Source organism: Roseateles sp. GW821-FHT09G09, assembly GCF_059415965.1.
Genome location: NZ_JBWKOG010000001.1, coordinates 649998 through 672744, shown reverse-complemented (window position 1 = coordinate 672744; position 22747 = coordinate 649998). Strand labels below are relative to the sequence as shown.

Genomic DNA, 22747 nt, shown 5'->3' with positions numbered 1-22747 from the left:
CGCCTCAGTCCGCCCAAATGACTTTCCGGCGCTGGGCGATCCACTTTTCCAGACGCGGGCCGTAGACCTCGTCGACGCGGTTGCGGCGCACCTTGAAGGTCGGCGTGATCAGGCCGTTGTCGACGGTCCACGGCGTCGCCGTGACGATCAGGCAGTCCAGTTGCTCGTGCGGATCCAGTCGCGCGTTCACCTTCTCCAGATGCGCGGCGAGTTCCTGCTCCAGCCCGGCGCGATCCCGCGCAGCGGCCTCGGGCGACAGCATCGCGATGCCCACCGGCTGCGCGAAGTTGGCGCCGGTCACCGCGCAGGCCTCGATGGCGGGATTCGTCGACAGGCGATCCTCGATCGGCGCCGGCGACACGTACTTGCCCTTGCTCGTCTTGAACAGGTCCTTCACCCGGCCCGTGATGCGCACGCAGCCGGCGAGCGCGCCCTTGTCGGAGATCTCCGCCTTGTCGCCGGTCTTCAGCCAGCCGTCGGCGGTGAGCGTCTCGGCGGTCAGCTCCGGCTGCTTGTAGTAGCCCAGCATCAGCGCCTGGCTCTTCATCTGCAGCTCCCCGGTGATCGGATCCAGCCGCGTCTGCACGCCGTCGTAGGCGGGGCCCACGCTGCCGATCTGATCGCGGCCCGGCACGGTGATGTGCGACAGCGCGAGGTTCTCGGTCATGCCGTAGCCCTCGTTGATCGGCAGACCCAGCGCGCGATACCACTTCAGCAGCGCGACCGGCATCGGCGCGGCACCACCGGCGGCAAAGGTGCATTCGTTCAGGCCCAGCGCCTTCAGGATCTTCTTGCGCACCAGGTTGCCGATGAAGGGCAGCTTCAGCAGCCGCTCGAGCTTGGCCTGCGGCAGCTTGGCCTGCACGCCCTGCTGGAATTTGGTCCACAGCCGCGGCACGGAGAAGAACACCGTCGGCCGGGCGCGTTGCAGGTCGGCGGCGAAGGTGTCCAGGCTCTCCGCGAAGTACACCGTCATGCCGGTGTGGAGCCAGCCGTGCTCGACCAGCGCGCGTTCGACGACGTGCGCCAGCGGCAGATAGGACAGCATGCGATCGCGTTCGCTCAGCGGGATGCGCTTGAGCCCCGTGGCGATGGCCCACGCGAAGTTGCCGAACGAATGCATCACGCCCTTCGGCGTGCCTGTCGTGCCGGAGGTGTAGATGATGGTGGCGAGGTCGTCGGCCGCGCGGATGGGCTTGCCCTTGAGCGGCTGCGTCTCCGCGCAGACCGCGTCCCAGTGGTCGTACGTGTCCTGGACATCGTCGGGGGACACCGGATAGGAGATGCAGGGCAGGCCGAGCGGCACGCCGGGTCGCATCCCTTCCCAGCCGTCGAGCTTGCCGACGAACAGCAGCCTGGCCTCGCTGTGGGTCAGGATCTGGTGGATGGTGTCGGGGGCGAGCGTCGGGTACAGCGGCACGCTGACGTAGCCCGCCATCCAGATCGCGAGGTCGCTCATCAGCCACCAGGCGCAGTTCTTGGAGAGGATCGCGACGCGGGCGCCGGGTTCCCAGCCCTGTTCGAGGCCCAGCGTCTTCAGGTGGGCCGCCATGCGGCGGGCCTGATCGGCGACCTCTTTCCAGGTGAAGTCCTTGACCACGCCGCTGCCCATCGGTTGGCGCAGCGTGACCCGATCCGGCGTGTCCAGCTCCCAGGCATAGAGGCGTTGCAGCGCCAGGGAGTCGGCAGGCAGGCGGGTCGTCGTGGACATCGGTGGTCTCCTTGTTGTGTATTGAATCGTGACGGAATCAACGCCGGAGACTACGACGCCTCACGTCGAGGAACGAGCGGGTTTCTTCGATGACCGTGATCGACTTGGCACCCTGATCCAGGGTTTCCTTTCGACACGGAAGCCCCGCTGTCCCGGTCGGCGGGAGCCGGGGCTCCCCCGGGCGATTTAGCGGAGCCTGCCGAGCGTATGAGCCCGGGGGAGCCCCGGCTCCTGCCGACGCGCTCGGTCCCCCGAGGCGAGGCTCAGCCCTTCGCCGCCGCCGCTTCCAACTCTGCGGCCACGAGCGCTTCCAGCGCTGGCAGCAGCACCTCGTCGCCGGTCGCCTTGGACACTGGCGCATCGCCCAACGCCGCTGCGCCTTCGCGCTTGAGCTTCGCGACCCACTGACCGGCTTCCTTGCCCTGCGCCAGCCCGGTGCTTTGCAGCAGCAGCGTGCCATCGGCCGCGAGCAGCTTGAAGTAGAAGAGGCCGTCCGCTTCCCGGTACTGCTTGAAGGCGGGCACGGTCGACTTCGCCTTGGATGCCTGGGCGACCGGCGCTGCCAACGGCTGGAAGCGGCGCAGGCCGACGGCCTCGCGCGCCTGCGCCAGCAGCGGACCCGCGATCGCGCGGGCCTTGGCGGCGCCTTCCATCAGGATCTCCTCGATCTTCTCGGGATTGGCCATCAGCGCGTCATAGCGCGCGCGCATCGGACCGATCTCCGCGTCGATCAGCGCGAACAGCTGGTCCTTCGCTTCGCCCCACGACAGGCCGGCATGCAGCGCCGCGCGGAAGCTCTGGCGTTGCGCGGGCGTCGCGAACGCGTCGTAGATCTGGACGAGATGCGAGCCCTCGGTCTCCTTGGGCTCTCCGGGCAGGCGCGAGTCGGTGACGATCTTCGAGATCGCGTCGCGCAACGCCTTCGCACCGCCTTCGAACAACGGGATCACGTTGTCGTAGCTCTTCGACATCTTGCGCCCGTCCAGGCCGGGCAGCAGTTCCATCTCCTCGTCGATGCTCGCCTCGGGCAGCACGAAGAGTTCCGTCCTGAAGGTGTGGTTGAAGCGCTGCGCCACATCGCGCGCCATCTCGATGTGCTGCGCCTGGTCCTTGCCCACCGGCACGCGGTGCGCGTTGAACATCAGGATGTCGGCGGCCATCAGGATCGGATAGCTGTACAGGCCCATGGTGATGCCGGCGTCCGGGTCCTCGCCCGCGGCCACGTTGGCGTCGACCGACGCCTTGTAGGCATGCGCGCGGTTCATCTGGCCCTTGGACGTGACGCAGGTCAGCAGCCAGGTCAGCTCGGGGATCTCGGGGATGTCGCTCTGGCGGTAGAAGACGACCCGGCTCGTGTCCAGGCCGGCGGCCAGCCAGGTCGCGGCGATCTGCAGGCGCGAGGCCTCGATCCGGGCCGGCTCGTCGCACTTGATCAGCGCGTGGTAGTCGGCCATGAAGAAGAAGCTCTCGGCGCCGGGCTCGCGGCTGGCCGCGATCGCGCGGCGCACCGCGCCGACATAGTTGCCGAGGTGCAGGGTGCCGGTGGTCGTGATGCCGGTCAGGACACGCAGGGTCATGGGAGCTCGTCGCCGTCGTTTCGCAAAACGGCGATTGTCCCGCAAAGGCGGGCCCCCATCGGAGGGACAGGTGATGCGGGCCGCCAGGCCCGGCGCGATCAGCCCAGGGTGGCCATCGATTGGCCGAGGCGCACGGCGCCCCCCGGTTGCCACTGCGCGTTGAACTGCATCGGCAGGTCCTTCGGGAACAGCAGCACGACGGTGGAGCCGAGCAGGAAGCGGCCCATTTCCTCGCCCTGCTTGTAGGCGAAGTGTTCGTTCTCGTAGTGCCAGGTACGCAGACGTCCCGGACGCGGCGGATTGACGACGCCGTGCCACACCGTGGCCATCGAGCCGACGATGGTCGCGCCCACCAGCACCAGCACCCACGGGCCGTGCTCGCCCTCGAACAGGCAGACCACGCGCTCGTTGCGCGCGAACAGACCCGGCACGCCGCGCGCGGTCGTCGGGTTCACCGAGAACAGGTCACCCGGCACATGCACCATGCGCACGAGGCGGCCGACGCAGGGCATGTGGATGCGGTGGTAGTCGCGCGGGCTCAGGTAGATCGTCGCGAAGTGACCGTCGCGGAACTGCGCCCCCAGTTGCTGGTCGCCGCCGAGCAGCGCGGTGGTCGAGTACTGATGGCCCTTCGCCTGGAAGATCTGGTCCGAGCGGATCGGCCCGAACTGGCTGATGGCGCCGTCGACCGGGCAGATCAGCGGCGCGTCGGCCAGCGGGCGGGCGCCCGGCTTCAGCGCCCGCGTGAAGAAGTCGTTGAAGGTCGAGTAGGCGGTCGGATCGGATTGCGCCGCCTCCGCCATGTTCACGCCGTACTTGTCGATGAAGCGCTTGATCGTCCAGGTCGTGAAGCCGCCCAGTTCAGCGCTCGCCAAGCGACCGGCCAACCGCGTCATGGCCCCTTTGGGCATCAGGTATTGGGGCAGGACGGCGAGGCGATCGGACACGGCGGTGGGCCCCCGGAAGGGCGAAAAAAGAGTGGCGGATTCTAGGCGGGCAAGTACGAGTCCCGCACCCGGGTTGCTCCCGGGCCAGGGAAGGACCTCGGTACCATCGCGTCCTGCGTCCCGTTCCTCATTGCACCTCCTCGCCCTCCGGCGTCCGTCTTCAGTGGTCCCTCCGATGTCCTCCCTCGAACCAGCGCACGAGCCACAGCACGAGCACCCGCCCGCGCATGAGCACAGCTCGTTCTACAAGTTCGTCCGGCTGGACGAGACTTCGGCGCTCGCGCAGCGTCTGCGCGATGTCAACGCGTCGCTGGGACACGCCATCGGCGGCAATCTCCTGCTGTCGCCGGAAGGCATCACCGGCGCGATCGGCGGACCGCCGGCAGCGCTCCAGGCCTACGAGGTCGCACTGCGCGCAGAGCCGCCGTTCGCCGACCTGCACTTCAAGCGCAGCTTCTGCACGACGCGCCCGTTCACGCTGCTGAAGGTGCATGAGAAGGCTGAACTCGTCGCCTTTGGACTGAACGGCGTGACCGGCCTGGCCGACACGCGCGACACGCATGTCTCGCCGCGTGAGTGGCGCGAGCTGATCCGGCGCGAGGACGTCGTCGTCCTCGACAACCGCAACCATTTCGAATTCGAACTCGGCCACTTCGACGGCGCGGTCGATCCGGGCGTGCGGCACTTCCGCGACTTCCCGGCCTACATCGACGCCCACGCCGACGCCTGGCAGCGCGAGGGCAAGACGGTCGCGATGTACTGCACCGGCGGCATCCGATGCGAGAAGCTCTCCGGCTGGATGACGCAACGCGGGCTGACCGTGCGGCAGCTCGACGGCGGCATCCTCAACTACTTCGAGCAGATGCCCGACGCCGACGCGGACTGGCGCGGCGAGTGCTTCGTCTTCGACAAACGGATCGCGATCGACACGCATCGCCGCGAGACCGCGACGACGGCGGAGGAGGTCTACGGCGACGACCCCGCCGAGGCCTGGCGGCTCGCGCGGGCGAAGCGGCTCGATCCCAAGGGCTGAACTCAGCCCGTCAGGTCTTCCGTCAGCCGCAGGCGGCGCGGATTGCGCGCGTCGATGACGGCGGTGTGCGCGGCCTTGTCGTGCAGGCCCTGGCGGTTGGCGTCCCACAGGATCTGCAGGAAGCCCATGCCACCGGTCGTCGCGCCTGCCGCGTAGCCGCCGTAGCGGCGCACGCAGAGCATCGGCTTGAGCGGCTTGCCGGTCAGCTCGACGATGCGCAGGCCCATCAGCTTCTTGCCCGGCGTCTGGCCCGGCCAGATCAACGGGAAGGCCACGAAATACACGAAGGCCCAGACGAGGTTCAGGCCCACGACCTCCCACCAATGGCGGAGCTTCTCGAGCGGTGAGCGCCTGGCCTCGTCCTTGAGCGTGCGGACCTCCTCCTGCAGCGCCTTGATGCGCACGCGGTCGGCCTTGCGCTGGAGTTCGCTGTCCTTCTCCAGGCGCTCCACCACCTCACGCTCCAGTCCGCCCAATGCCGGCGACGAGGCTGCGGAGGCCGCCGTCGAGGCGGTCCCGATCGCGTGCTTCACGAGGTCCCTGACGTCCTCGTTGACGTCGGTGGTGTCGTCGTCCTGGCCCTCGCCCTTGTCGGCCTTGTCGGCCTTGTCGGCCTTGGCGCCTTTGTCGGTCGATGCGGCGGCGACGGCCTCGCGACGGGCTTGTTTCGTCGGCTCGTCGATGTGCTCCATCGTGCTCGTGTAGAGCCCGAAGGCGACCAGGCACAAGGCCGGCGCCCAGCCGAGCCAGCCGGACTCCTTCTGCACCTCGCCGCGCGAGGCGCGCTGCTGCTTGTACCAGCGCCACGCGACCCAGCAGCACCCGGCGAGCAGCGGCGTGTTGCCGAAGTTCGAGAGTACCGTCACCAGCGCCACGTCGACGGCCATCGCCTTCGCGCGCTGCCAGGGCGAGGCCAGCGGCAGGCCGAGCAGCGCCGGCGCGACGTTGAGGTCCTCGGGGGTGATCCAGTCGCGGGGATCCTCGGGAGCGTCCGACGAGGCGCGCCGCTTCGCGAGCAGCTTGCGCACGGGCGACAGCGCAGGGGACGCCACGGGCGCTTCCGCCACCGAAGGAACGGCAGGGGGGGTGGACGGATCGACGGGCGGCATCATGGCTGCGCATTCTCGCGAGGCGCACTGCGACGCCACGACCATGACTTCCCTAACCTGCGCGGCACCCCGCGGCCGGCGCGGCTCCGATTTGGGATGTCCGGCTAGGCGCAGACCGGAGCCATAGCAGCGCTATGGCGAGGATCTGCAACGACGCCGGGCGCCCAAAGCGGGGCTGCGACGGCTGCGGGGGTGCGTTGCAAGATGCAAGACGATGTCCCGTCCGAGCGCCGGGCCATCCCGCGACCCCCGATAATTCGCGCTCGTCCACCGAATTCATCCGCGCGCCCTCGCGCCAGGCCATGTCCAACCTCATCGTCCACGGCGGTTCGCCCCTGAAGGGCCGCATCGTTCCCTCGGCCAACAAGAACGCCGTCCTGCCCATCCTCTGCGCCACCCTGCTCACCCGCGAGCCGGTCCGGCTGCACGGCGTGCCCGAGATCACCGACGTCAAGAAGATCCTGGAGGTCTTCCGCAAGCTCGGCAGCAGCGTGTCCGTGGACTTCAAGAGCGGCGTGCTGGACCTGCACCACCTGGACACCCACTTCGATCCGGCCAAGGACCATCTGCCCGAGGAGATGCGCTCCTCCATCATGCTGGTCCCCGGCCTGATGGCGCGCTTCGGCGCCGCCCGCATCGAGGACGACGTCAAGGGCTGCACCCTGGGCGCGCGCGAGATCGATCCGCACGTCGAGGTCTTCCAGCGCTTCGGCGCGAACGTCGACCGCGCCGCCGACGGCCTGGTGGTGAAGGTGGAAGGCCAGCTCCGCGCCAACGACCACTGGACCGACTACGCCTCCGTCACCACGACCGAGAACTTCGTCCTCTGCGCCGCGCTCGCCCATGGCACGTCGACGCTGATGAACGCCGCCAGCGAGCCGCACGTGCAGGAGTTCTGCCAGTTCATGCAGATGCTCGGCGCCAAGCTGGAAGGCCTGGGCACCTCGCGCCTGACCATCCACGGCGTCGCCGCGCTGGGCGGCGGTGAATTCACCTTCGCCGAGGACTTCCACGAGATCGTCACCTTCCTGGCGCTGGGCGCGATCACCGGCGGCGACGTCCGGGTCAAGAACTCGCAGCCCGAGCAGTTCCCGCTGATCGACCGCACCTTCGCCAAGTTCGGCGTCCAGATCGTCCACGAGGACGGCTGGTCCCGCTCCGTCGTCGACGGCAAGCTCAAGGTCAAGGAACCCTTCACCCGCAACATCCTGCAGAAGGTCGAAGCGGCGCCGTGGCCCTACCTGCCCGTCGACCTGCTGCCGATCTTCGTCGCGCTCGGCGTCAAGGCCGAAGGCAGCGTGATGTTCTGGAACAAGGTCTACGACGGCGCCATGGGCTGGACCACCGAGCTGTCCAAGTTCGGCGCCCACGCCTTCCTGTCCGATCCGCACCGCATGGTGACCTTCGGCGGCAAGACGCTCAGCCCCGCCGAGGTCGAGAGCCCCTACATCATCCGCGTCGCGATCGCGCTGCTCATGGTCGCCGCCAGCATCCCCGGCAAGTCCGTGATCCGCAACGCGACGCCGGTCCGCCGCGCCCATCCGCAGTTCGCCGAGAACATCACCCGCCTCGGCGCCAAGGTGGAATGGGTCGAGGGCGACTGACCGGCCGTCGCGTCCGCGCAGCCGCGGGCTGCCTGGCCGGGGCGGTCCCGGTCCTCGTGGCCGGGTGGCTCGTGGCGCTCGGTGCCGTGACGCCCGCCGCGGCGCAGCCGTCGCCACCGCCGGCGCCAGCGCTGCTGCGCTGGATGGTGCAGGACATGCCGCCGCATTTCGCCTATCGGGACGGCAGGCCGCCGCAGCGCGTCGACGATCTCGGCCAGGGCGAGGTCGACGGCTTCCTGCGCCTGCTCATCGAGCGCATGCCGCAGTTCCGGCACGAGTTCATCGAGCTCAGCCTTCCCCGTTTCGAGGCGCAGGTGCGCCAGGGCGAGACGCTGTGCTCCGTGCTGCATGTGCGCACGCCCGAGCGGCTGCAATGGCTGTACTTCACGACGCTCTTCCCGCCGATGATGTCGCGCCAGATCCATGTGATCGTGCGGCGCGAGGATCTGTCGCGCTTCGAGCCCAACGGGCAGGCGCTGCAGCTGGCGGACCTGCTGCGCCGCACCGATCTCACCGGCCTGCTGCCGCGCGACCGCAGTTTCGGCTCGCGCATCGACAAGCTGCTCGCCGCGAATCCGGAACGCGCGCCGCGCTCGATCGTCGCGGGCCGCGGCGCCCACCTGCTGCCGATGTTGCGGGCCAGGCGGATGGACTACACGCTCGAGTACCCCATCACCGTGGACGACTACAACGCCACGCATCCCGGTCCGCCCGAGCTGGCCAAGCTGCCGTTGGCCGAAGGCCGCAGCACGTCGGTCGCCACCGCCGGTTGCAGCCGCACGCCCGAAGGTCGCCGCGCCATCGAGGCGATGGACCAGGCCGTGCGCCAGCTCGCTGCCGACCCGCAGCGCGAGGCGTGGATCAAGGCCTGGCGCAACGGCGCGCCGATCGACGCCGACGACCTGCAGCGCCTGAACCGCTTCCTCGACGAGCGCGCGCGGGGTCCGGCGCAGATCGAGTGAATGACGCGACCCGCTGAAGCTTCGTTCCCCCATGGCACGTCCGACCAAGCTTGCCCTGCCGCTGCGCGACGGCGTCGCCGCGAGTGCGCTCGCCTGTCCGCCGGGGCCGTGGGCGCTGGTGCTGGACTTCCTGGCTGAACGCCTGCCCCTGGTCGCGCGCGACGATTGGGCCGCCCGGATGGCCCGCGGCGACGTGCTCGACGAGGCAGGTAAGCCGCTGACGCCCGACGCGCCGCATCGCGCGCAACGCCGCCTCTACTACTGGCGCTGGCTGGCGGACGAGCCGCAGGTGCCTTTCGAGGCCCGCATCCTGCACCTCGACGATCACCTGCTCGTCGCCGACAAACCGCACTTCCTGCCGGTCACGCCCAAGGGTCGCTACGTGCAGCAGACGCTGCTCACGCGGCTGCGCCGGGACACGGGCCTGGCGGACCTGAGTCCGGTGCATCGGCTCGATCGCGAGACGGCGGGGCTGACCCTGTTCTCGGTGCAACCGGCCACGCGCGACGCGTACCAGCGGCTGTTCCGTGATCGTGACGTCGAGAAGGTCTATGAAGCCATCGCGCCGTGGCGGAACGACATCGACGGGCGACTGCCCTTCGAGTACGAAAGCCTGCTCGAGGAACATCCGGTCGATTTCATGCAGATGCGCACGGTCGACGATCCGGATGCCGTGCCGAATGCGCGCACGCGCATCGCGCTGATCGAGCGGCTCGGCGCCGATCGCGCCCGCTACGAACTTCGTCCGCACAGCGGCGTCAAGCATCAGCTGCGCGCGCAGCTGTGCGCGTTGGGCCTGCCCATCGAGAACGACCGCATCTATCCGGTGCTGCAGCCTGTCGAGGACAGCGTGGACTTCACGCGTCCGCTGCAGTTGCTCGCGCGCGAGATCGCCTTCACCGATCCGGTGACTGGCCAGCCGAGGAAGTTCGTGACCTCGCTCCAGCTGACCGCCGCAGCGACACGCTCGTAGCGCGCCCCACGGGTCTCACCGGGCCCGGAACAGGGTGGGAGGTTCGCGGACGCGAGGCCTCCTACCCTGTGCAGGGCCGCGCTTGGCGACGGCATGCGAGCGCCGTCAGCGAGGCGCTCAGGCGTTCAACGCCTCGAGCCTGCGCAAGGCTGTGAGCGTCGCCCGGCAGGCGCCAGCGAGCTCGGTGCCCTTGATCGCGAGGTGCTCATGGAAGAACCCGTGATGCGTCGCGTGCTCATGAAAGGCCAGCGGCGTGAGCACCGCCGAGAACACCGGCACGCCGGTATCGAGCTGCACCCGCATGAGCCCGTCGATGACGGCTTGCGCGACGAAATCGTGGCGGTAGATCCCGCCGTCGACGACGAGCGCGCAGGCGAGCACCGCGTCGAACTGCCCGCTGCGCGCGAGCTTCATCGCGTGGAGCGGGATCTCGAAGGCACCGGGGACGTCGAAGGTCTCGACGCGGACGGGTCCGCTGGCTTCGAGCCCACGGACGGCGGCCTCGCGACATCGACCGACCAGGTCGGCATGCCAGCTCGCGGACACGATGGCCACGCGCGGAACGGCGGAGGAGGGAGAGTGGAGGGGGTTGGTCTGATTCATGTGAACCCTTCGGTTGGAACGATGAATCAGGGCGCGCACGCACAACGCGGCCGCCGGGCGGCGCAGGCGCGAACGCTTGCGCCGGCCCGCGAGGCCGACGATGGACGCGATCTCTTTCATCCGGACTGTGACCGTCGGCCCTGGCCTCTCACCAGGTCTGCTGACCCCGGCACCACAAGGGCGGTGCCGGGCGCTCGCGGGCTCCCGGGGTCGTCGGTCTGTCGACCGCGCCCCGGATACCGCCGGTGGGGACTTCCACCCCGCCCTGAGAACGCTGCCCCGCGCGCCTTCGGAAGAAGGGTGTGCGGGGCGGGCGGATTCTAGGTTTCAGAAGCCCACCTGAAGGGAGGCGGTCAGCATGTCCCCACGGCTGCGGTAGGTGTTCCCCCAGAGGTAGGCCGCCGTCAGTTCGGCGCGTCCGCCGAGTTCGATCCGCGCGACCGGTCCGGCCCGCCACGACTTCGGCTCGGCGAAACCCTGCGCGCCGAGGCGCCAACCGGGCTGCCAGCGGTGCAAGGCCTGCCATTGGAGCTTCGTCTGGTTCTGACGTCGCGACCCCGCGTCGTGGCTGAAGAAGACGTTGAGATTGAGCTGCGTCATTCCCCATTCGGTCTGGAAGATCGGACCGACTTCCATGGCGTTGCCCTGGCCCCGATTGCGGATGACCTGGAGATGCAGACCGAGGTCATAGGGCGTGTCGCCCTGCGTGAACAGGATCTGGTTGACCCAGTTGATCGAGCTCAGGGTCTGCTCATGCAAGGTCGGGCCGATCCAGCTGAGCAGCAGCTCGGTGCTCCATCGCGAGTTCACGCCGTAGCGCAGGCCGACTTCGGGCCACAGCGTGGCGGCCTCGTCCGGCGGATCGACATGCCAGTAGCGCAGGTCGAGCGTGGCCTGACCGGCCTCGCTGTACGGCCGCACGAGGTAGTAACCCGGATCGGCCCAGACAGCGTTCGCGCCGAGCAGCAGCCACGCGGCCACACCAGTTCGTTTCATCGCCTCCCCCTGAGGTGTGGTGGGGGGCCATTCTGCGACCCGCCCCTGCCTGGAGTTTCCCCGGGGAAACCAGCGAACACGGCTCGGCACAATGGCCTGACGATGACTTGACGGCGTATAGCGCGACTTCCGTCGCAACCTCGGCATCCACGCATGACCCACAAGGCCATCCGCATCTCGGTGGGCGCCCGCCCGCTGCTGGCGCTGTTCGTGTTCGGACTGCTGCTGGTGGCGTTGTCCAGCGGCTGGCAGTTGCGCGAGACCACGCGGCGTCGCGCCGCCGAAGCCGACGCGGAGCTGAGCGCCATCCCCCTGCTCTATGCGGGCCCGCTGGCCTACAGCCTCCAGCAGCGGCTGGAACGGCCCGAGGCGCTGCACGGCCTGCTGCATCACATCCTGACGCGTCACAACCTGCGTCGCGTCGAACTGCGCACGCGCGGCGGCGAGCAGTTCCGAGCCCTTGCCGACGACGAGGGGGAACCCGGTCAGATCGCCGAGTTCTCACTGGCCGGCAGCGGCGAGCTGCGCCTGCAAGCTTCGGCCGCGACGGTCGGCGACACGCTGAGGCACGACCCGCTGCTGCGCTCCGCGTTGCTTCATCTGGCCTTGGCGACGGTGCTGGGCCTGGTCGCCGCGCTCGTGCTGGACCGCTGGCTGCTGCGGCAGTTGAGCCACCTGTCCGCGCAGGCGAGCCGCTTCGATCCGACGCTGCCGCCGCAGAGCCTGACCTGGCTCGAGCCCGGCGAACCGCGTCCGCGCGAGTTGCTGCAGCTGGAGCAGGCGCTCGACCATGTGCGGACCTCGCTGGGCGACGAGCTCCATCGCGAGCAGTCCCGCGGGCGCGAGCTGCGCGAAGAGATCGCGCGCCAGCATCACGCGCTGCAGCAGGCGGAGCGCTCCCTCGAGGTGAAGCGGCGCGAGCTGGCCTCGATGGAACGCCACGACGCGCTGACGGGCATCGCCAATCGGAGGGAGTTCGATGCGGCGCTGCGGCGTGAGTTCAAGCGCGCCCAGCGCGACCAGGGACGACTGGCGCTGGCGATCCTCGATGTCGATCACCTGAAGCCGTTCAATGAGCGTCACGGACGCAGTGCCGGCGACGAGGTGCTGCGTCGACTCGCGCGGCTGCTCGCCGAGCATTTCCAGCGTGACACCGACCTCGTCGCCCGCCTGGGCGGCGAGGAGTTCGCGGTACTGCTGCCGGGCTTCGACATCGAGGCCGCGCAGGGGCTGATGGAAGCGCTGCGCGAAGGCTGGCGAGCCCTGGCGGTGCCGCATGGCGCGCTGCCGGACGGCGCGTCGGACGAAGCGATCGTGACGATCAGCGCGGGCCTCGCGGCCTCGCAGCCGGGTCATCCGTACCTGGGCCCGCTGGCCTTGCTGCAGGCGGCGGACGAGGCGCTCTACCTCGCCAAGCGCATGGGGCGCGATCGGCTCTGCATCGCGTCGTGAGCCGCCGGGCGCGTCCGCAGACGCGCCGGGCAGGGCCGTCGGGCAGTCGAGTCGGGCGTCAACGGCCGCGGGACTCGGCCTGCTGCAGCTGCTCCTCGACACGGCGCGCGGCGCGCAGCATCAGCGTCTCGTCGAGCTGCGCCTGCGGCGCGATGGCCATCACCGTCTCGTCGAGCGCTTCCGGCTTGTTCATCAGCGTCCATGCGACCAGCGAGATCGCGCCGACGCCGCGGCGCTGCATCGCCTCGGGCATCAGCAGCTCATGTTGCAGCTGCACGTGGTACCGCACGCTGGCCACCGCGGCGGGCGCCAGGCCCCAGCTCTCGCACAGCGCCGCGCCCAGCGCGTCGTGGCTGACGCCGAAGGCGGTGTGTTCCAGCTGCACCAGCTCCTTGTCGCTGGCGGTCGCGCGCAGCATCGCCGGGTAATGCCCCGGCGCATGGCGGTAGAGCACCGCCTTGCCGCATTCCTCGAACAGTCCCGCCGAATGCGCCGCCCACGGGTCGACGCCCAGCATCTGGCCCATGCGGCCCATCAGCAGGCCGCGCTTGGCGGCGCGGGTCCACACGGGCTCGAGCTCGACGGCCGGCGGGAAGGCCGCGCGCAGGCCCATCTCGAAGGTGATCGCGGCGACCTCGCGCATGCCCAGGTAGGTCAGCGCCTGGTGCACCGTCTGCACCCGGCCGCGCAGGCCGTACAGCGACGAGTTCACCGCCTTGAGCACCGCGGCGGCGAGCGCCATGTCGGTCTCCACCAGACCCGAGACGGCCTGCAGGTCGATGTCCTCGTCCGCCATCAGCAGCGAGAGCTTGACCAGCACGTCCGGCTGGGTGGGGATCTCGATATCCAGCGCGCGGAGTTGAGGATCGACAGGCATGGTGGTCAGCGGTTGTTTGGTCAGATGGTAGCCCGGGCGGTGGGCCACCGGCATCCCGCCTTTGGCGGACAGCCGGCGGGGTGTTGTTCGAAGGGCGTCTGGCGTGCCCGCGGGGCGGTGCGCGGCCAGCCGGTCCCGGGTTCAGCGGAGGAAGGCGTCGTAACCGGTCTTGAGGATGAGCAGCGACACCACGACGACGAACATGCCCCGCACGAACCCCGCGCCCTTGGCCAGGGCCATGCGCGTGCCGACCAGGCTGCCGACGACATTGGCCACGGCCATCACGGCCGCGACGTGCCACCAGACGTGGCCCTTGGCGGCGAACAGCACCAGTGCCGCGAAGTTGGTGGCGGTGTTCATGAGCTTGGCCGTGGCGGAGGCGTGCAGGAAGTCGAACCCCAGCAGCCGCACGAACAGGAACACGAAGAAGCTGCCCGTGCCCGGCCCGAAGAAGCCGTCATAGAAGCCGATCGTCAGCCCGATGACGCTGGCGATCAGCGTCTGTGTCGCGGCCTCGTGGCGCGGGGCATGGTGCCGGCCGAGGTCCTTCTTCGCCAGCGTGTACAGCAGCACGCCCAGCAGGATCGCCGGCAAGGCCTTGCGCAGGCCGCTCGGGTCCACCTGCGTCACGGCCCAGGCGCCGGCGAAGCTGCCGACCAGCGCGGCGGCCGCCGCCGGCATCAGCGCCAGCCAGGGCAGCGACACGCGCTTGGCATATTGGTGGGTGGCCCAGGCCGTCCCCCAGATGGCGGCGCCCTTGTTGGTGCCGAAGAGGGTGGCGGGCGCGGCGTTCGGATAGACGCTGAACAGCGCAGGCACCAGGATCAGTCCGCCGCCGCCCACGACGGCATCGACGAATCCGGCCAGGAGCGACGCCACGGCCGCGGTCAACAACTCGATCATCTGCAACGACTCGCAAGGGCGGCTCCAGGGCCGCGGACACGGGCCGAGAACGATCGCGGGATGCGCGCAAAACCAGGCCACGAAAACAAAACGGGCACCTGATCCAGGTGCCCGCGAATTGTGACAGTGTCACTGTTGTTCGTTCGAATTGGTCTGATCTGTTTTGTCTCCTCAGCCCCCGTAGGCAACCCCCTTGGTGCCGGCTTGTCGCCGGCGCGGGACGGGTGTCGCGTCGAGTGGGGTGGATGCTAGGACCCGGCCCCCGTGCACGCACTTGGGGTTTTCACTTGGCGGATGCACCAAGATGGAACGGTTGGCCGGCGCTCACTTGCACGAAATGGCCCCATCGAAAACGATTTGCGAACATCGCACGGTGCACTGTTCTCGCTCCCCGGGCGAGGGCCGCCCGGTGTGGCGTGGCGGTGTCATTCCCCTGAAACAAGGGGGCGGGCAGAAGCAGAACCGCCGCCGCGCATTGGTGGATGAAATTCTTGTGTGCGAGCCGGGAACTTTTCGAGCCGCCCGCGCAATACGTTCAACATCCCACCACGCAACGCACGCCGCACGCCCGATGAGCTTCTGGACCCGCCTGGCCGGCCGCGCCCGCCCTGACCCCGCCGGTTCCCTGGCCGGGAGCGAGCGTGACCCGCCGCCCTCTCATGTCGCCGCCAGCGAAGCGCTGGTGCGCCGGCTGCGCCAGGGCGACGCGAGCGCGCTGGAACCGTTGTATCGCAGCGAATCGCCCGGCGTCTTCCGCTACGCCCTGGCGCTGTGCGGCCAGTCCGACTGGGCGGCGGACGCGATGCAGGAGGCCTTCGTGCAATTCGCCGGCCGGCCTGAAGGCTGGGACGCGGGCAGAGGTCCGCTCGGTGCCTACCTTGCCGGCATGGCGCGGCATCACCTGCTGGCGCGCTGGCGGGACCTGCCGGTCGCCCACGACGAGGACGCGGAAGACGCCCGCCACGACCCCGCCGATGCGCCGGAACAGCAGCTGGTCCGTGCACAGGACCAGGCGCGCGTGTGGGCGGCCTTGCAGACCCTGCCCTGGACCTTCCGCGAGGCCATCGTGCTCGTCGATCTGCAGGAGCGGGCCTACGCCGAGGCGGCCCGCATCGCCGGCGTGGAGCTCAACACGCTGCGCACCCGGCTTCACCGGGGTCGGGCGCGCCTGCTGGCCGCGTTGCAGCAAGAGTCCCGGCCCCTGTCGTCCGCCGCGGCGGACGCGATCGAACGCTCATCGAAGTCCGCATGATGAAGACCACCGACACCTCACCGCCCCGCACCGCACGCCTGGCCGACTGGTTGTGGGCCGTGGCCCAGGACCTGCGCCAGCGCACGCCGCCGTTCGAGCGCGACGACGCCGTGCTCGGCGCGATGCGCCAGCAGTTCGCCGCCCGTCAGAAGGCCACCCGGGCCGGCCGCTGGAGATGGGCGCTCGCCGGCCCGGCGTTGTGCGCCTCCGTGCTGGTTGCCTGCGTCTGGCTGCTCGGTTCCGCGCCGCCGGGGGAATCGGGCGCCACCGTCATGGGCAATCCCGGCAGCGGCTTCATCGTGCTCGTGTCCGCCGACCGCTGGGCCGCGTTCGAGAAGGCCGGGACCGGCAACGCCTGGCTGGTGCCCGCGGAGGTCCCGCGCGAGCGCCTGGCCTTGCTGGGCCTGCCCTACGACCCCGCCGACGCGGCCGCGCCGGTGCGCGCCGAATTGCTGGTGCACGCCTCGGGCGACGTGCTCGCGATGCGGGTCATGCCCTGATCGATCCGATACCGCAGGACCACAGCGCCGCAGTTCCGCAGTTCCGCAGTTCCGCAGTTCCGCAGTTCCGCAGTTTTACGACCCCGCCACTCCCAGATTCCCTCGCCGCTCCCTTGAACAACGACCCGTTTCCCTCCCTGGAGACCGCCATGAAGACTTCCCTCACCACCCTCGCCCTGGCGCTCGCCGCCATCGCGGTCCAGGCCCAGCCCGCCCATGCATCGCCGGAACCGGACGCCCGGCCGGCGCCTCCCGCGCCGCCCGTGATGCCCGCCGTCGTGCCGCCCGTCCCGCCGACGCCGCCGGTGCCCGACGTCGCCGAACTGATCGCCGAATCCGGCGTCGCGATGCACATCCTCAGCGCGGAACGCGTCGTCAAGGGTGCGCCGTATTGCGCCCAGGCCGTGCATGAAACCGTCCAGCCGCTGGCCGACGGCAATCGCATCGTCCATCAGCAGACCAGCCAGCTGTGCCGCGACGGCGAAGGCCGGACGCGCCAGGAAGTCGAACGCCAGGGGCGCAAGGTGGTCTATCTCCGCGACGCCGTCAGCGGTGAGAACTGGCTGCTCGATCCCGAACGCAAGACCGCGCGTTATCTCGGCGGCGGGCGCGTGGACGCCGAGGCCCAGCGCGAGTACGGCGAACGCATGCGCGAGTACCAGGACAAGATGCGGGACTACAACGACAAGATGCGCGAATACGGTCGACGGATGCGCGACTGGGCGCGCGAGAGCTTCGGCCCGGGCGAGACGGCGCAGCGCGTCGAGGCGCCTAAGCCCCCGGCCGCACCGGCGGCACCGGCGGCACCGACAGCACCGTCGGTTCACGTCAACACGCGCATCGCCACGCCGGTCGTGATCGCCTCGGGGGAAAGCAGCCAGGAGGTCCGCGTCATCCGCGTCGAGACGCCGCCGGGTTCCCTGGGCCCGCTGGCGCCGATGTCGCCCCTGCCCCCGGCCGTGGCGATGCGGATCGAGCCGCTGATCCTCAACGGACAGGACGCGCCACCGAGCAACCTGCCGCCCAAGGAGATCGACGGACTCAAGGTCACCGGCGGACGCACGACGCGCACGATTCCGGCGGGCAAGATCGGCAACGAGAAGCCGATCGTCATCTCCCGCGAGGTGTGGACGTCTCCCGACCTGAAGGTCACCGTCAGCGTCCAGACCAAGGATCCGCGCAGCGGCGAACAGAACTACCAGTTGCGCAACATCCGCCGCGCGGAACCCGAGGCCGCGCTGATGCGCGTGCCGGCGGACTACGCGAAGACGGGCCTGCCCAAGCCGCGTGCGCCGAAGGACAGCAAGGAGAGCAAGGAAGGCTGAGCGGTGCCTTGACTCGGCGCTTTGCCTCGATGCGTTGACTCGGCGCATCGCGCCGGCCGGTCGGCGGCGCGTCGACAATGACCCTCGATGACCGCGCCGCCTTCCCCGCTTCCCCCGAAACTGATCCTGCAGACGCTGAACCGCGGCGACGGCCTGCTCGGCCTGCGGCCGCACGGGAAGCTGGGGCCGCGCGGCGATCGCGTGTCGCTGCTGCGGCTGGCGCGCTGGCCGGCGGATCCGGCGGCGCTCGAGCAATGGCAGGCCTTGCCGCTGCACCCGGTGGACGTCGAGATGCTGCAGTGGCGCGACGCGTCCTTCGGGCGAGGCCTGACCCCGTGCTGGACGCTGGAGCAGGAAGACCTGTTCCCCGACTTCGCCGCCGACGAGGTGCCCCGCCTGCGCCAGCTCGGCTGGGAGGTCGACTTCCTGCCCGGCTTCGCGCACCACAGCGTCGCGATCGACGCGTGGTCGCTGGAGATCCAGCCGGAGGACGAGGAGCCGGTCGACGTCCAGACCGCCATCGCCCCCGGCACCGGCGACCGCCTGCCGACCCTGGCGCTCTCGCGCCGCAAGGGCTCGTGGATGCTCAGCCTGGGCGTGACGGTGCAAGGGCAGCGCGTCGACCTCGCGCCGATGATCTGGGACCTGCTGCGCAAGGACCGGCGCTGGCTCTACGCCGACGCGATCGCCGGCATCGACGACGATGCCATCATCAGCTTGAAAGCGCCGGGCGGCCGGCGGCTGCATTCGACGGCGGCGCCGCTGAAGCGCCTGATGCTCAACCTGCTGGACGTCCTGGTCGCGCAGCGCTCACGGCGCGGACCGGTCAAGCTCACCTCGTGGGAAGCGGCGCGGCTGGCGGCGCTCGACATGCCGGACAGCCGCTGGCAGGTCTACGGGGCCGATGAACTGCGCACGATGTGGGAACGCCTGCGCGATGCGGGACCGCCGCCGGCACACCCCGCTCCGGAAGGGCTGGGCATCACCCTGCGCCCCTACCAGTTGCAGGGCCTGGCCTGGCTCCAGTACCTGGCGCGCCAGGCGCTCGGCGGCATCCTGGCCGACGACATGGGCCTGGGCAAGACCGCGCAGGCGCTGGCGCATCTGATGGTCGAGAAGCAGGCCGGGCGGCTGAACTCGCCGGCGCTGGTCGTCGCGCCGACCTCCCTGATCTTCAACTGGACGCAGGAGGCCGCGCGCGTCGCGCCCGACCTGAGGGTGGCGACCCTGTCCGATCCGGCCGAGCGGGCGCAGGTGATGCAGCGCCTGGGCGACATCGACCTGCTGCTGTGCAGCTACGGCCTCGCGTGGCGCGAGGTAAGGGCGCTCTCGAAGCCGACGTTCTCAGTCCTCGTGCTGGACGAGGCACAGGCGGTGAAGAACCCTCGCTCGCGGGCGGCGCGGGCGCTGCGCCGGCTCCAGGCGAACCAGCGCCTCGTGCTCACCGGCACGCCGCTCGAAAACCACCTGGGCGAGCTCTGGACGCAGTTCGACTTCCTGATGCCGGGCTACCTCGGCGAGGCGCGATCCTTCGCGCGGCACTGGCGCAAGCCGATCGAACAGACCGGCGACGCCCGCCGCGCCCGGGAGCTGGCCTCCCGCGTGCGGCCTTTCATCCTCAGGCGCCTGAAGGAAGAGGTCGCCAAGGACCTTCCGCCGATGACGGTCCTCACCCAGCGCATCCCCTTGCAGGGGCGCCAGCGCCAGCTGTATGAAAGCGTCCGGATCGGCGCCGACCACCTCGTGCGGCGGCTGTTGAAGGACTCGGAGATCTTCGGCACCGGCCTGATGTCGGTGCTGGACGCGATGCTCAAGCTGCGCCAGGTCTGCTGCGACCCGCGCCTGGTGCCGGGCATCGCGCTCCCTCCGGGGATGGAAGCGGCCAAGCTGGCATGGATCCAGGAGAAGGTGCCCGAGATGATCGCCGAGGGGCGGACCATCCTGATCTTTTCCCAGTTCACCGGCATGCTGGCCCTGATCGAGGACGCGATGGCCGAGCTGCGGATCCCACTGATGAAGCTGACCGGCGACACGCCGGAAGGCAAGCGGGGCGAGGTGGTCCGGCGCTTCCAGGCGGGCGAGGCGCCGCTGATGCTGGTCAGCCTGAAGGCCGGCGGCGTGGGACTGACGCTGACGGCGGCGGACACCGTCATCCAGGTGGACCCGTGGTGGAACCCGGCGGTCGATGCGCAGGCGCATGCCCGGGCGCACCGGATCGGGCAGACCCGGCCGGTCTTCGTCCATCAGCTGGCGATCGAGGGCTCGATCGAGGAGCGGATGCTCGAGCTGCAGGCCCGCAAGCGGGCGCTGGCGGACGGTCTGCTGGGCCGGGACGGGGGAGAGCGTCTGCAGAAGTTCAGCGCCGACGAAATCGACCGGCTGCTGGCGCCGTTGCAGTCCTCGGACGACGAGGACTGACGGCGCGGGGGGCGCTTGGCGGGCGGAGGCCGCCGCCCGGACTCGGAGCGGCCCGGCGCCCGGAATCAGCGCTTGCGGTCGAAGCGCAGGGCGCGCGCGACGCTGCGGCGGTCGCAACCGAGGCTGGCGACTTCAAAGGCCTCGTGCTTGCGGCCCTTGTCGTGCTGCGCCAGTTCCGGCATCGGGAGGCGGCGCGGCTGGGATTCGGTGCGGGTTTGGGACTTCATCATGGTCGGGGACCTTCTTGGCTTTCAGCGGCGTGTCGCGGGGGAAGACCGCTTGCAATGACCGCTTTGTGCCAGCTAACGCAGCCCGTCGGGAGGCCGTTGACAGGCTGCTCACAAATCTGAACAAAGCTCGCGCCATCCTCACCCGCCAGGCACCAGGACGGTGCCTTGGACGTATTGCGAACAGGTTCGAGCCGGGGGCAACTCGGCTAAGCTCCGACCCCATGTCCGCCGTTTCCTCTTCCTCGCCGGTGCCGGCGCCCGCTTCCGAGGGGTCGTCCGACCTGCTGGTCGCCTGCCTGTGCGCCGCCTGGTGCCGGACCTGCGATACCTATCGGGACGACTTCGCCACGCTGCGCCAGCAGCACCCCGGCGCCCGCTTCCTGTGGGTGGACATCGAGGACGACTCGGAACTGGTCGACGATCTGGAGGTCGAGACCTTCCCGACGCTGCTGATCGGTCAGGGCGAACGGGTGTGCTTCATCGGGCCGGTGCTGCCCGGGCCGGCGGCAGCTCAACGATTGATCCAGGCCGCTCAGGACAACCCGGCGATGTCCGCCGCCAGTCCCAATGCGCCGGCCGGTACGACCGCGGCGGCGCAGTCGCTGCTGTCTCGTCTGCGGCAGTCCTGCTGAGCGGTTCCCAGACCCCGGCCCTCACCCCCACCCTCTCCTGCGGTGCGGGAGAGGGGGCCACCCCGACACCCTTCCTACCCCCTTTCCCGCGAGCGGAGACGGAGGCTCGCCAGCGCTCTGCTTGCTCCCTCTCCCGCTTGCGCGAGAGGGTGGGGGTGAGGGCCAGCGGCGGCGGAAGTACGGCAGCCCGAGCGAGAATGGCCCACCGCCAACCCCAAGGCTGGCCATCCGCGCGACCCGCGGCGAGCCGGTGCATCGATGAACGTCCAATTCAAGAATTCGGTGGCTCGCGCCACGCCCATCCTGGCGCTGGATCGCGCCGCCTATCAAGCCCTGGCTCCGAAGCTGCCCAAGCGCACCCAGCAATGGCTGGCGACCTTGGGCTTCTCCGCCGCACCTGACACCTTCGCCCTGGTGCCGGGCGAGGACGGCAAGCTCGCCCAGGTCTTCGCCGGCGTGGCCCACGCCGCCCACCCGTTCGCGCTGTCGGCGCTGCCGCTCGCGCTGCCTGAAGGCGCCTACACCCTGTCGCCGGACGGCCTGCCGCTGCAGGACGAGGCCGCCGCGCTGTCCTGGGAACTGGGCTGCTACCAGTTCGACCTGTACAAGCCGCGCAAGCGCGAACCGGCCCAGCTGCTGATCAAGAGCAGCCCGGACGGCCAGCGCGGGCTGGCGATCGCGACCGCGATGACCGCGGTGCGCGATCTGGTCAACACCCCCGCCGAGCACATGGGCCCGGAAGAGCTGTCGAAGGCCGCGGCCGTCGTCGGCAAGCAGCACGGCGCGAAGTTCAAGGAGATCGTCGGCGACGACCTGCTGAAGAAGAACTTCCCGGCGATCCACGCCGTCGGCCGCGCGAGCACCCGCGCGCCCCGCCTGATCGAACTGAACTGGGGCAGCGACAAGCACCCCCGGCTGACCCTGGTCGGCAAGGGCGTGTGCTTCGACACCGGCGGCCTGGACATCAAGCCCGCCGACGGCATGCGCCAGATGAAGAAGGACATGGGCGGCGCGGCCAACACGCTGGGCCTGGCCACGCTGATCATGGCGCTGAAGCTGCCGGTGCGCCTGCAGGTGCTGATCCCGGCGGTGGAGAACTCGATCAGCGGCAACGCCTACCGTCCGGGCGACGTGATCAAGACCCGCGCGGGCCTGCACATCGAGATCGGCAACACCGACGCCGAAGGCCGCGTGATCCTGTGCGACGCCCTCGCCTACGCCACCGAGTCCAGGCCCGAGCTGATCATCGACCTGGCCACGCTGACCGGCGCCGCGCGCATCGCGCTGGGCGCGCAGCTGCCGGCGCTGTTCTCCAAGCACATGGACACGGCGCGCGACCTGGTCGACCTGGGCCTGAAGATGGACGATCCGCTGTGGCACATGCCGCTGTGGGCGCCCTACAAGGAAGGCATCACGTCCAACATCGCCGACATCGTGAACACCGGCCGCAGCGCGCTGGCCGGCGCGATCAACGCGGCGCTTTTCCTGGAAGCCTTCGTCCCGGCCGAGCAGGACTGGCTGCACATCGACCTGTTCGCCTGGAACGACATCGCGCGACCGGGACGCCCGGTCGGCGGCGAGGCGCAGACGATCCGGACGCTGCTGGCCTACATCGAGGAACGTTTCAGCGCCTGATCGGCGTC

The 22747-nt window shown here is 69.8% G+C and carries 20 protein-coding genes and 1 riboswitch; of the genes, 11 read left to right on the top strand and 9 right to left on the bottom strand.

The genetic code is table 11. From position 1 onward, the window contains the following. Positions 1-4: 4 nt before the first annotated feature. From AC07O8_RS02965 to asd, 3 genes are all read right to left on the bottom strand, one after another. Entirely contained in the window at positions 5-1711 is a 1707-nt protein-coding gene (locus tag AC07O8_RS02965; RefSeq protein WP_495046612.1) for an AMP-binding protein, read from the bottom strand. Positions 1712-1974: 263 nt separating this feature from the next. Then, positions 1975-3288 (bottom strand): tryptophan--tRNA ligase, encoded by a 1314-nt coding sequence (locus tag AC07O8_RS02960; RefSeq protein ID WP_495046611.1) that lies wholly within the window; start codon positions 3286-3288, stop codon positions 1975-1977. Between the two features lie 98 nt (positions 3289-3386). Next, on the bottom strand, positions 3387-4235 hold the full coding sequence (gene asd, locus AC07O8_RS02955; protein ID WP_495046610.1) for an archaetidylserine decarboxylase: 849 nt from the start codon (positions 4233-4235) through the stop codon (positions 3387-3389). 175 nt (positions 4236-4410) lie between these two features. Here asd and trhO point away from each other — a divergent pair, with 175 nt between their 5' ends. Next, positions 4411-5268 carry an oxygen-dependent tRNA uridine(34) hydroxylase TrhO gene (trhO, locus tag AC07O8_RS02950; protein WP_495046609.1) on the top strand — a complete coding sequence of 286 codons (858 nt, stop codon included), beginning with the start codon at positions 4411-4413 and terminating at the stop codon, positions 5266-5268. A 2-nt stretch (positions 5269-5270) separates the two neighbouring features. On the opposite strand, the gene AC07O8_RS02945 is transcribed toward trhO, so the two are convergent. Continuing rightward, positions 5271-6380: an RDD family protein gene (locus AC07O8_RS02945; RefSeq protein WP_495046608.1), complete on the bottom strand. Its 1110-nt coding sequence runs from the start codon at positions 6378-6380 to the stop codon at positions 5271-5273. A gap of 299 nt (positions 6381-6679) precedes the next feature. Here AC07O8_RS02945 and AC07O8_RS02940 point away from each other — a divergent pair, with 299 nt between their 5' ends. Genes AC07O8_RS02940 through AC07O8_RS02930 form a run of 3 tightly spaced genes read left to right on the top strand, consistent with a single transcriptional unit; the run spans position 6680 to position 9916 of the window. Further along, the gene (locus AC07O8_RS02940) at positions 6680-7981 is read left to right on the top strand and encodes a UDP-N-acetylglucosamine 1-carboxyvinyltransferase (protein WP_495046607.1); all 1302 of its coding nucleotides are present in this window, start codon (positions 6680-6682) and stop codon (positions 7979-7981) included. Positions 7982-8037: 56 nt separating this feature from the next. Beyond that, a complete protein-coding gene (locus AC07O8_RS02935; RefSeq protein ID WP_495046606.1) occupies positions 8038-8943 on the top strand; it encodes a TIGR02285 family protein in 906 nt (301 codons plus the stop codon). Positions 8944-8974: 31 nt separating this feature from the next. Continuing rightward, entirely contained in the window at positions 8975-9916 is a 942-nt protein-coding gene (locus AC07O8_RS02930; protein ID WP_495046605.1) for a pseudouridine synthase, read from the top strand. A gap of 117 nt (positions 9917-10033) precedes the next feature. Here AC07O8_RS02930 and AC07O8_RS02925 read toward each other — a convergent pair whose 3' ends face one another. Together AC07O8_RS02925 and AC07O8_RS02920 are read right to left on the bottom strand one after the other, a co-directional pair. After that, positions 10034-10519 (bottom strand): 6,7-dimethyl-8-ribityllumazine synthase, encoded by a 486-nt coding sequence (locus AC07O8_RS02925; RefSeq protein ID WP_495046969.1) that lies wholly within the window; start codon positions 10517-10519, stop codon positions 10034-10036. A gap of 104 nt (positions 10520-10623) precedes the next feature. Beyond that, positions 10624-10796, bottom strand: a riboswitch (FMN riboswitch). Positions 10797-10846: 50 nt separating this feature from the next. Continuing rightward, positions 10847-11515, bottom strand: coding sequence for a hypothetical protein (locus tag AC07O8_RS02920; RefSeq protein ID WP_495046604.1), 669 nt, complete (start codon positions 11513-11515; stop codon positions 10847-10849). A 153-nt stretch (positions 11516-11668) separates the two neighbouring features. Here AC07O8_RS02920 and AC07O8_RS02915 point away from each other — a divergent pair, with 153 nt between their 5' ends. Beyond that, positions 11669-12967 (top strand): GGDEF domain-containing protein, encoded by a 1299-nt coding sequence (locus AC07O8_RS02915; protein WP_495046603.1) that lies wholly within the window; start codon positions 11669-11671, stop codon positions 12965-12967. 58 nt (positions 12968-13025) lie between these two features. Here the strand turns inward: AC07O8_RS02915 and AC07O8_RS02910 are convergent, their stop codons facing one another. Both AC07O8_RS02910 and AC07O8_RS02905 read right to left on the bottom strand, forming a co-directional pair. Next, positions 13026-13844 (bottom strand): HDOD domain-containing protein, encoded by an 819-nt coding sequence (locus tag AC07O8_RS02910; protein ID WP_495046602.1) that lies wholly within the window; start codon positions 13842-13844, stop codon positions 13026-13028. Positions 13845-13985: 141 nt separating this feature from the next. After that, positions 13986-14747, bottom strand: a complete 762-nt coding sequence (locus AC07O8_RS02905; protein WP_495046601.1) for a TSUP family transporter — start codon at positions 14745-14747, stop codon at positions 13986-13988. A 571-nt stretch (positions 14748-15318) separates the two neighbouring features. Between AC07O8_RS02905 and AC07O8_RS02900 the strand changes: the two genes are divergently transcribed. From AC07O8_RS02900 to AC07O8_RS02885, 4 genes are all read left to right on the top strand, one after another. Continuing rightward, the gene (locus AC07O8_RS02900; RefSeq protein WP_495046600.1) at positions 15319-15999 is read left to right on the top strand and encodes an RNA polymerase sigma factor; all 681 of its coding nucleotides are present in this window, start codon (positions 15319-15321) and stop codon (positions 15997-15999) included. Then, positions 15996-16499, top strand: coding sequence for a hypothetical protein (locus AC07O8_RS02895; RefSeq protein ID WP_495046599.1), 504 nt, complete (start codon positions 15996-15998; stop codon positions 16497-16499). Before AC07O8_RS02900 ends, AC07O8_RS02895 begins: the two co-directional genes overlap by 4 nt. Before the next feature lie 149 nt (positions 16500-16648). Beyond that, entirely contained in the window at positions 16649-17824 is a 1176-nt protein-coding gene (locus AC07O8_RS02890; RefSeq protein WP_495046598.1) for a hypothetical protein, read from the top strand. An 87-nt stretch (positions 17825-17911) separates the two neighbouring features. Further along, positions 17912-20242 carry a DEAD/DEAH box helicase gene (locus AC07O8_RS02885; RefSeq protein ID WP_495046597.1) on the top strand — a complete coding sequence of 777 codons (2331 nt, stop codon included), beginning with the start codon at positions 17912-17914 and terminating at the stop codon, positions 20240-20242. A gap of 65 nt (positions 20243-20307) precedes the next feature. On the opposite strand, the gene AC07O8_RS02880 is transcribed toward AC07O8_RS02885, so the two are convergent. Next, positions 20308-20472: a hypothetical protein gene (locus AC07O8_RS02880; protein ID WP_157522821.1), complete on the bottom strand. Its 165-nt coding sequence runs from the start codon at positions 20470-20472 to the stop codon at positions 20308-20310. Positions 20473-20693: 221 nt separating this feature from the next. Between AC07O8_RS02880 and AC07O8_RS02875 the strand changes: the two genes are divergently transcribed. Then, a complete protein-coding gene (locus AC07O8_RS02875; protein WP_495046596.1) occupies positions 20694-21104 on the top strand; it encodes a thioredoxin family protein in 411 nt (136 codons plus the stop codon). A 258-nt stretch (positions 21105-21362) separates the two neighbouring features. Further along, positions 21363-22739, top strand: a complete 1377-nt coding sequence (locus AC07O8_RS02870) for a leucyl aminopeptidase family protein (protein ID WP_495046595.1) — start codon at positions 21363-21365, stop codon at positions 22737-22739. The last annotated feature ends 8 nt before the right edge of the window (positions 22740-22747 follow it).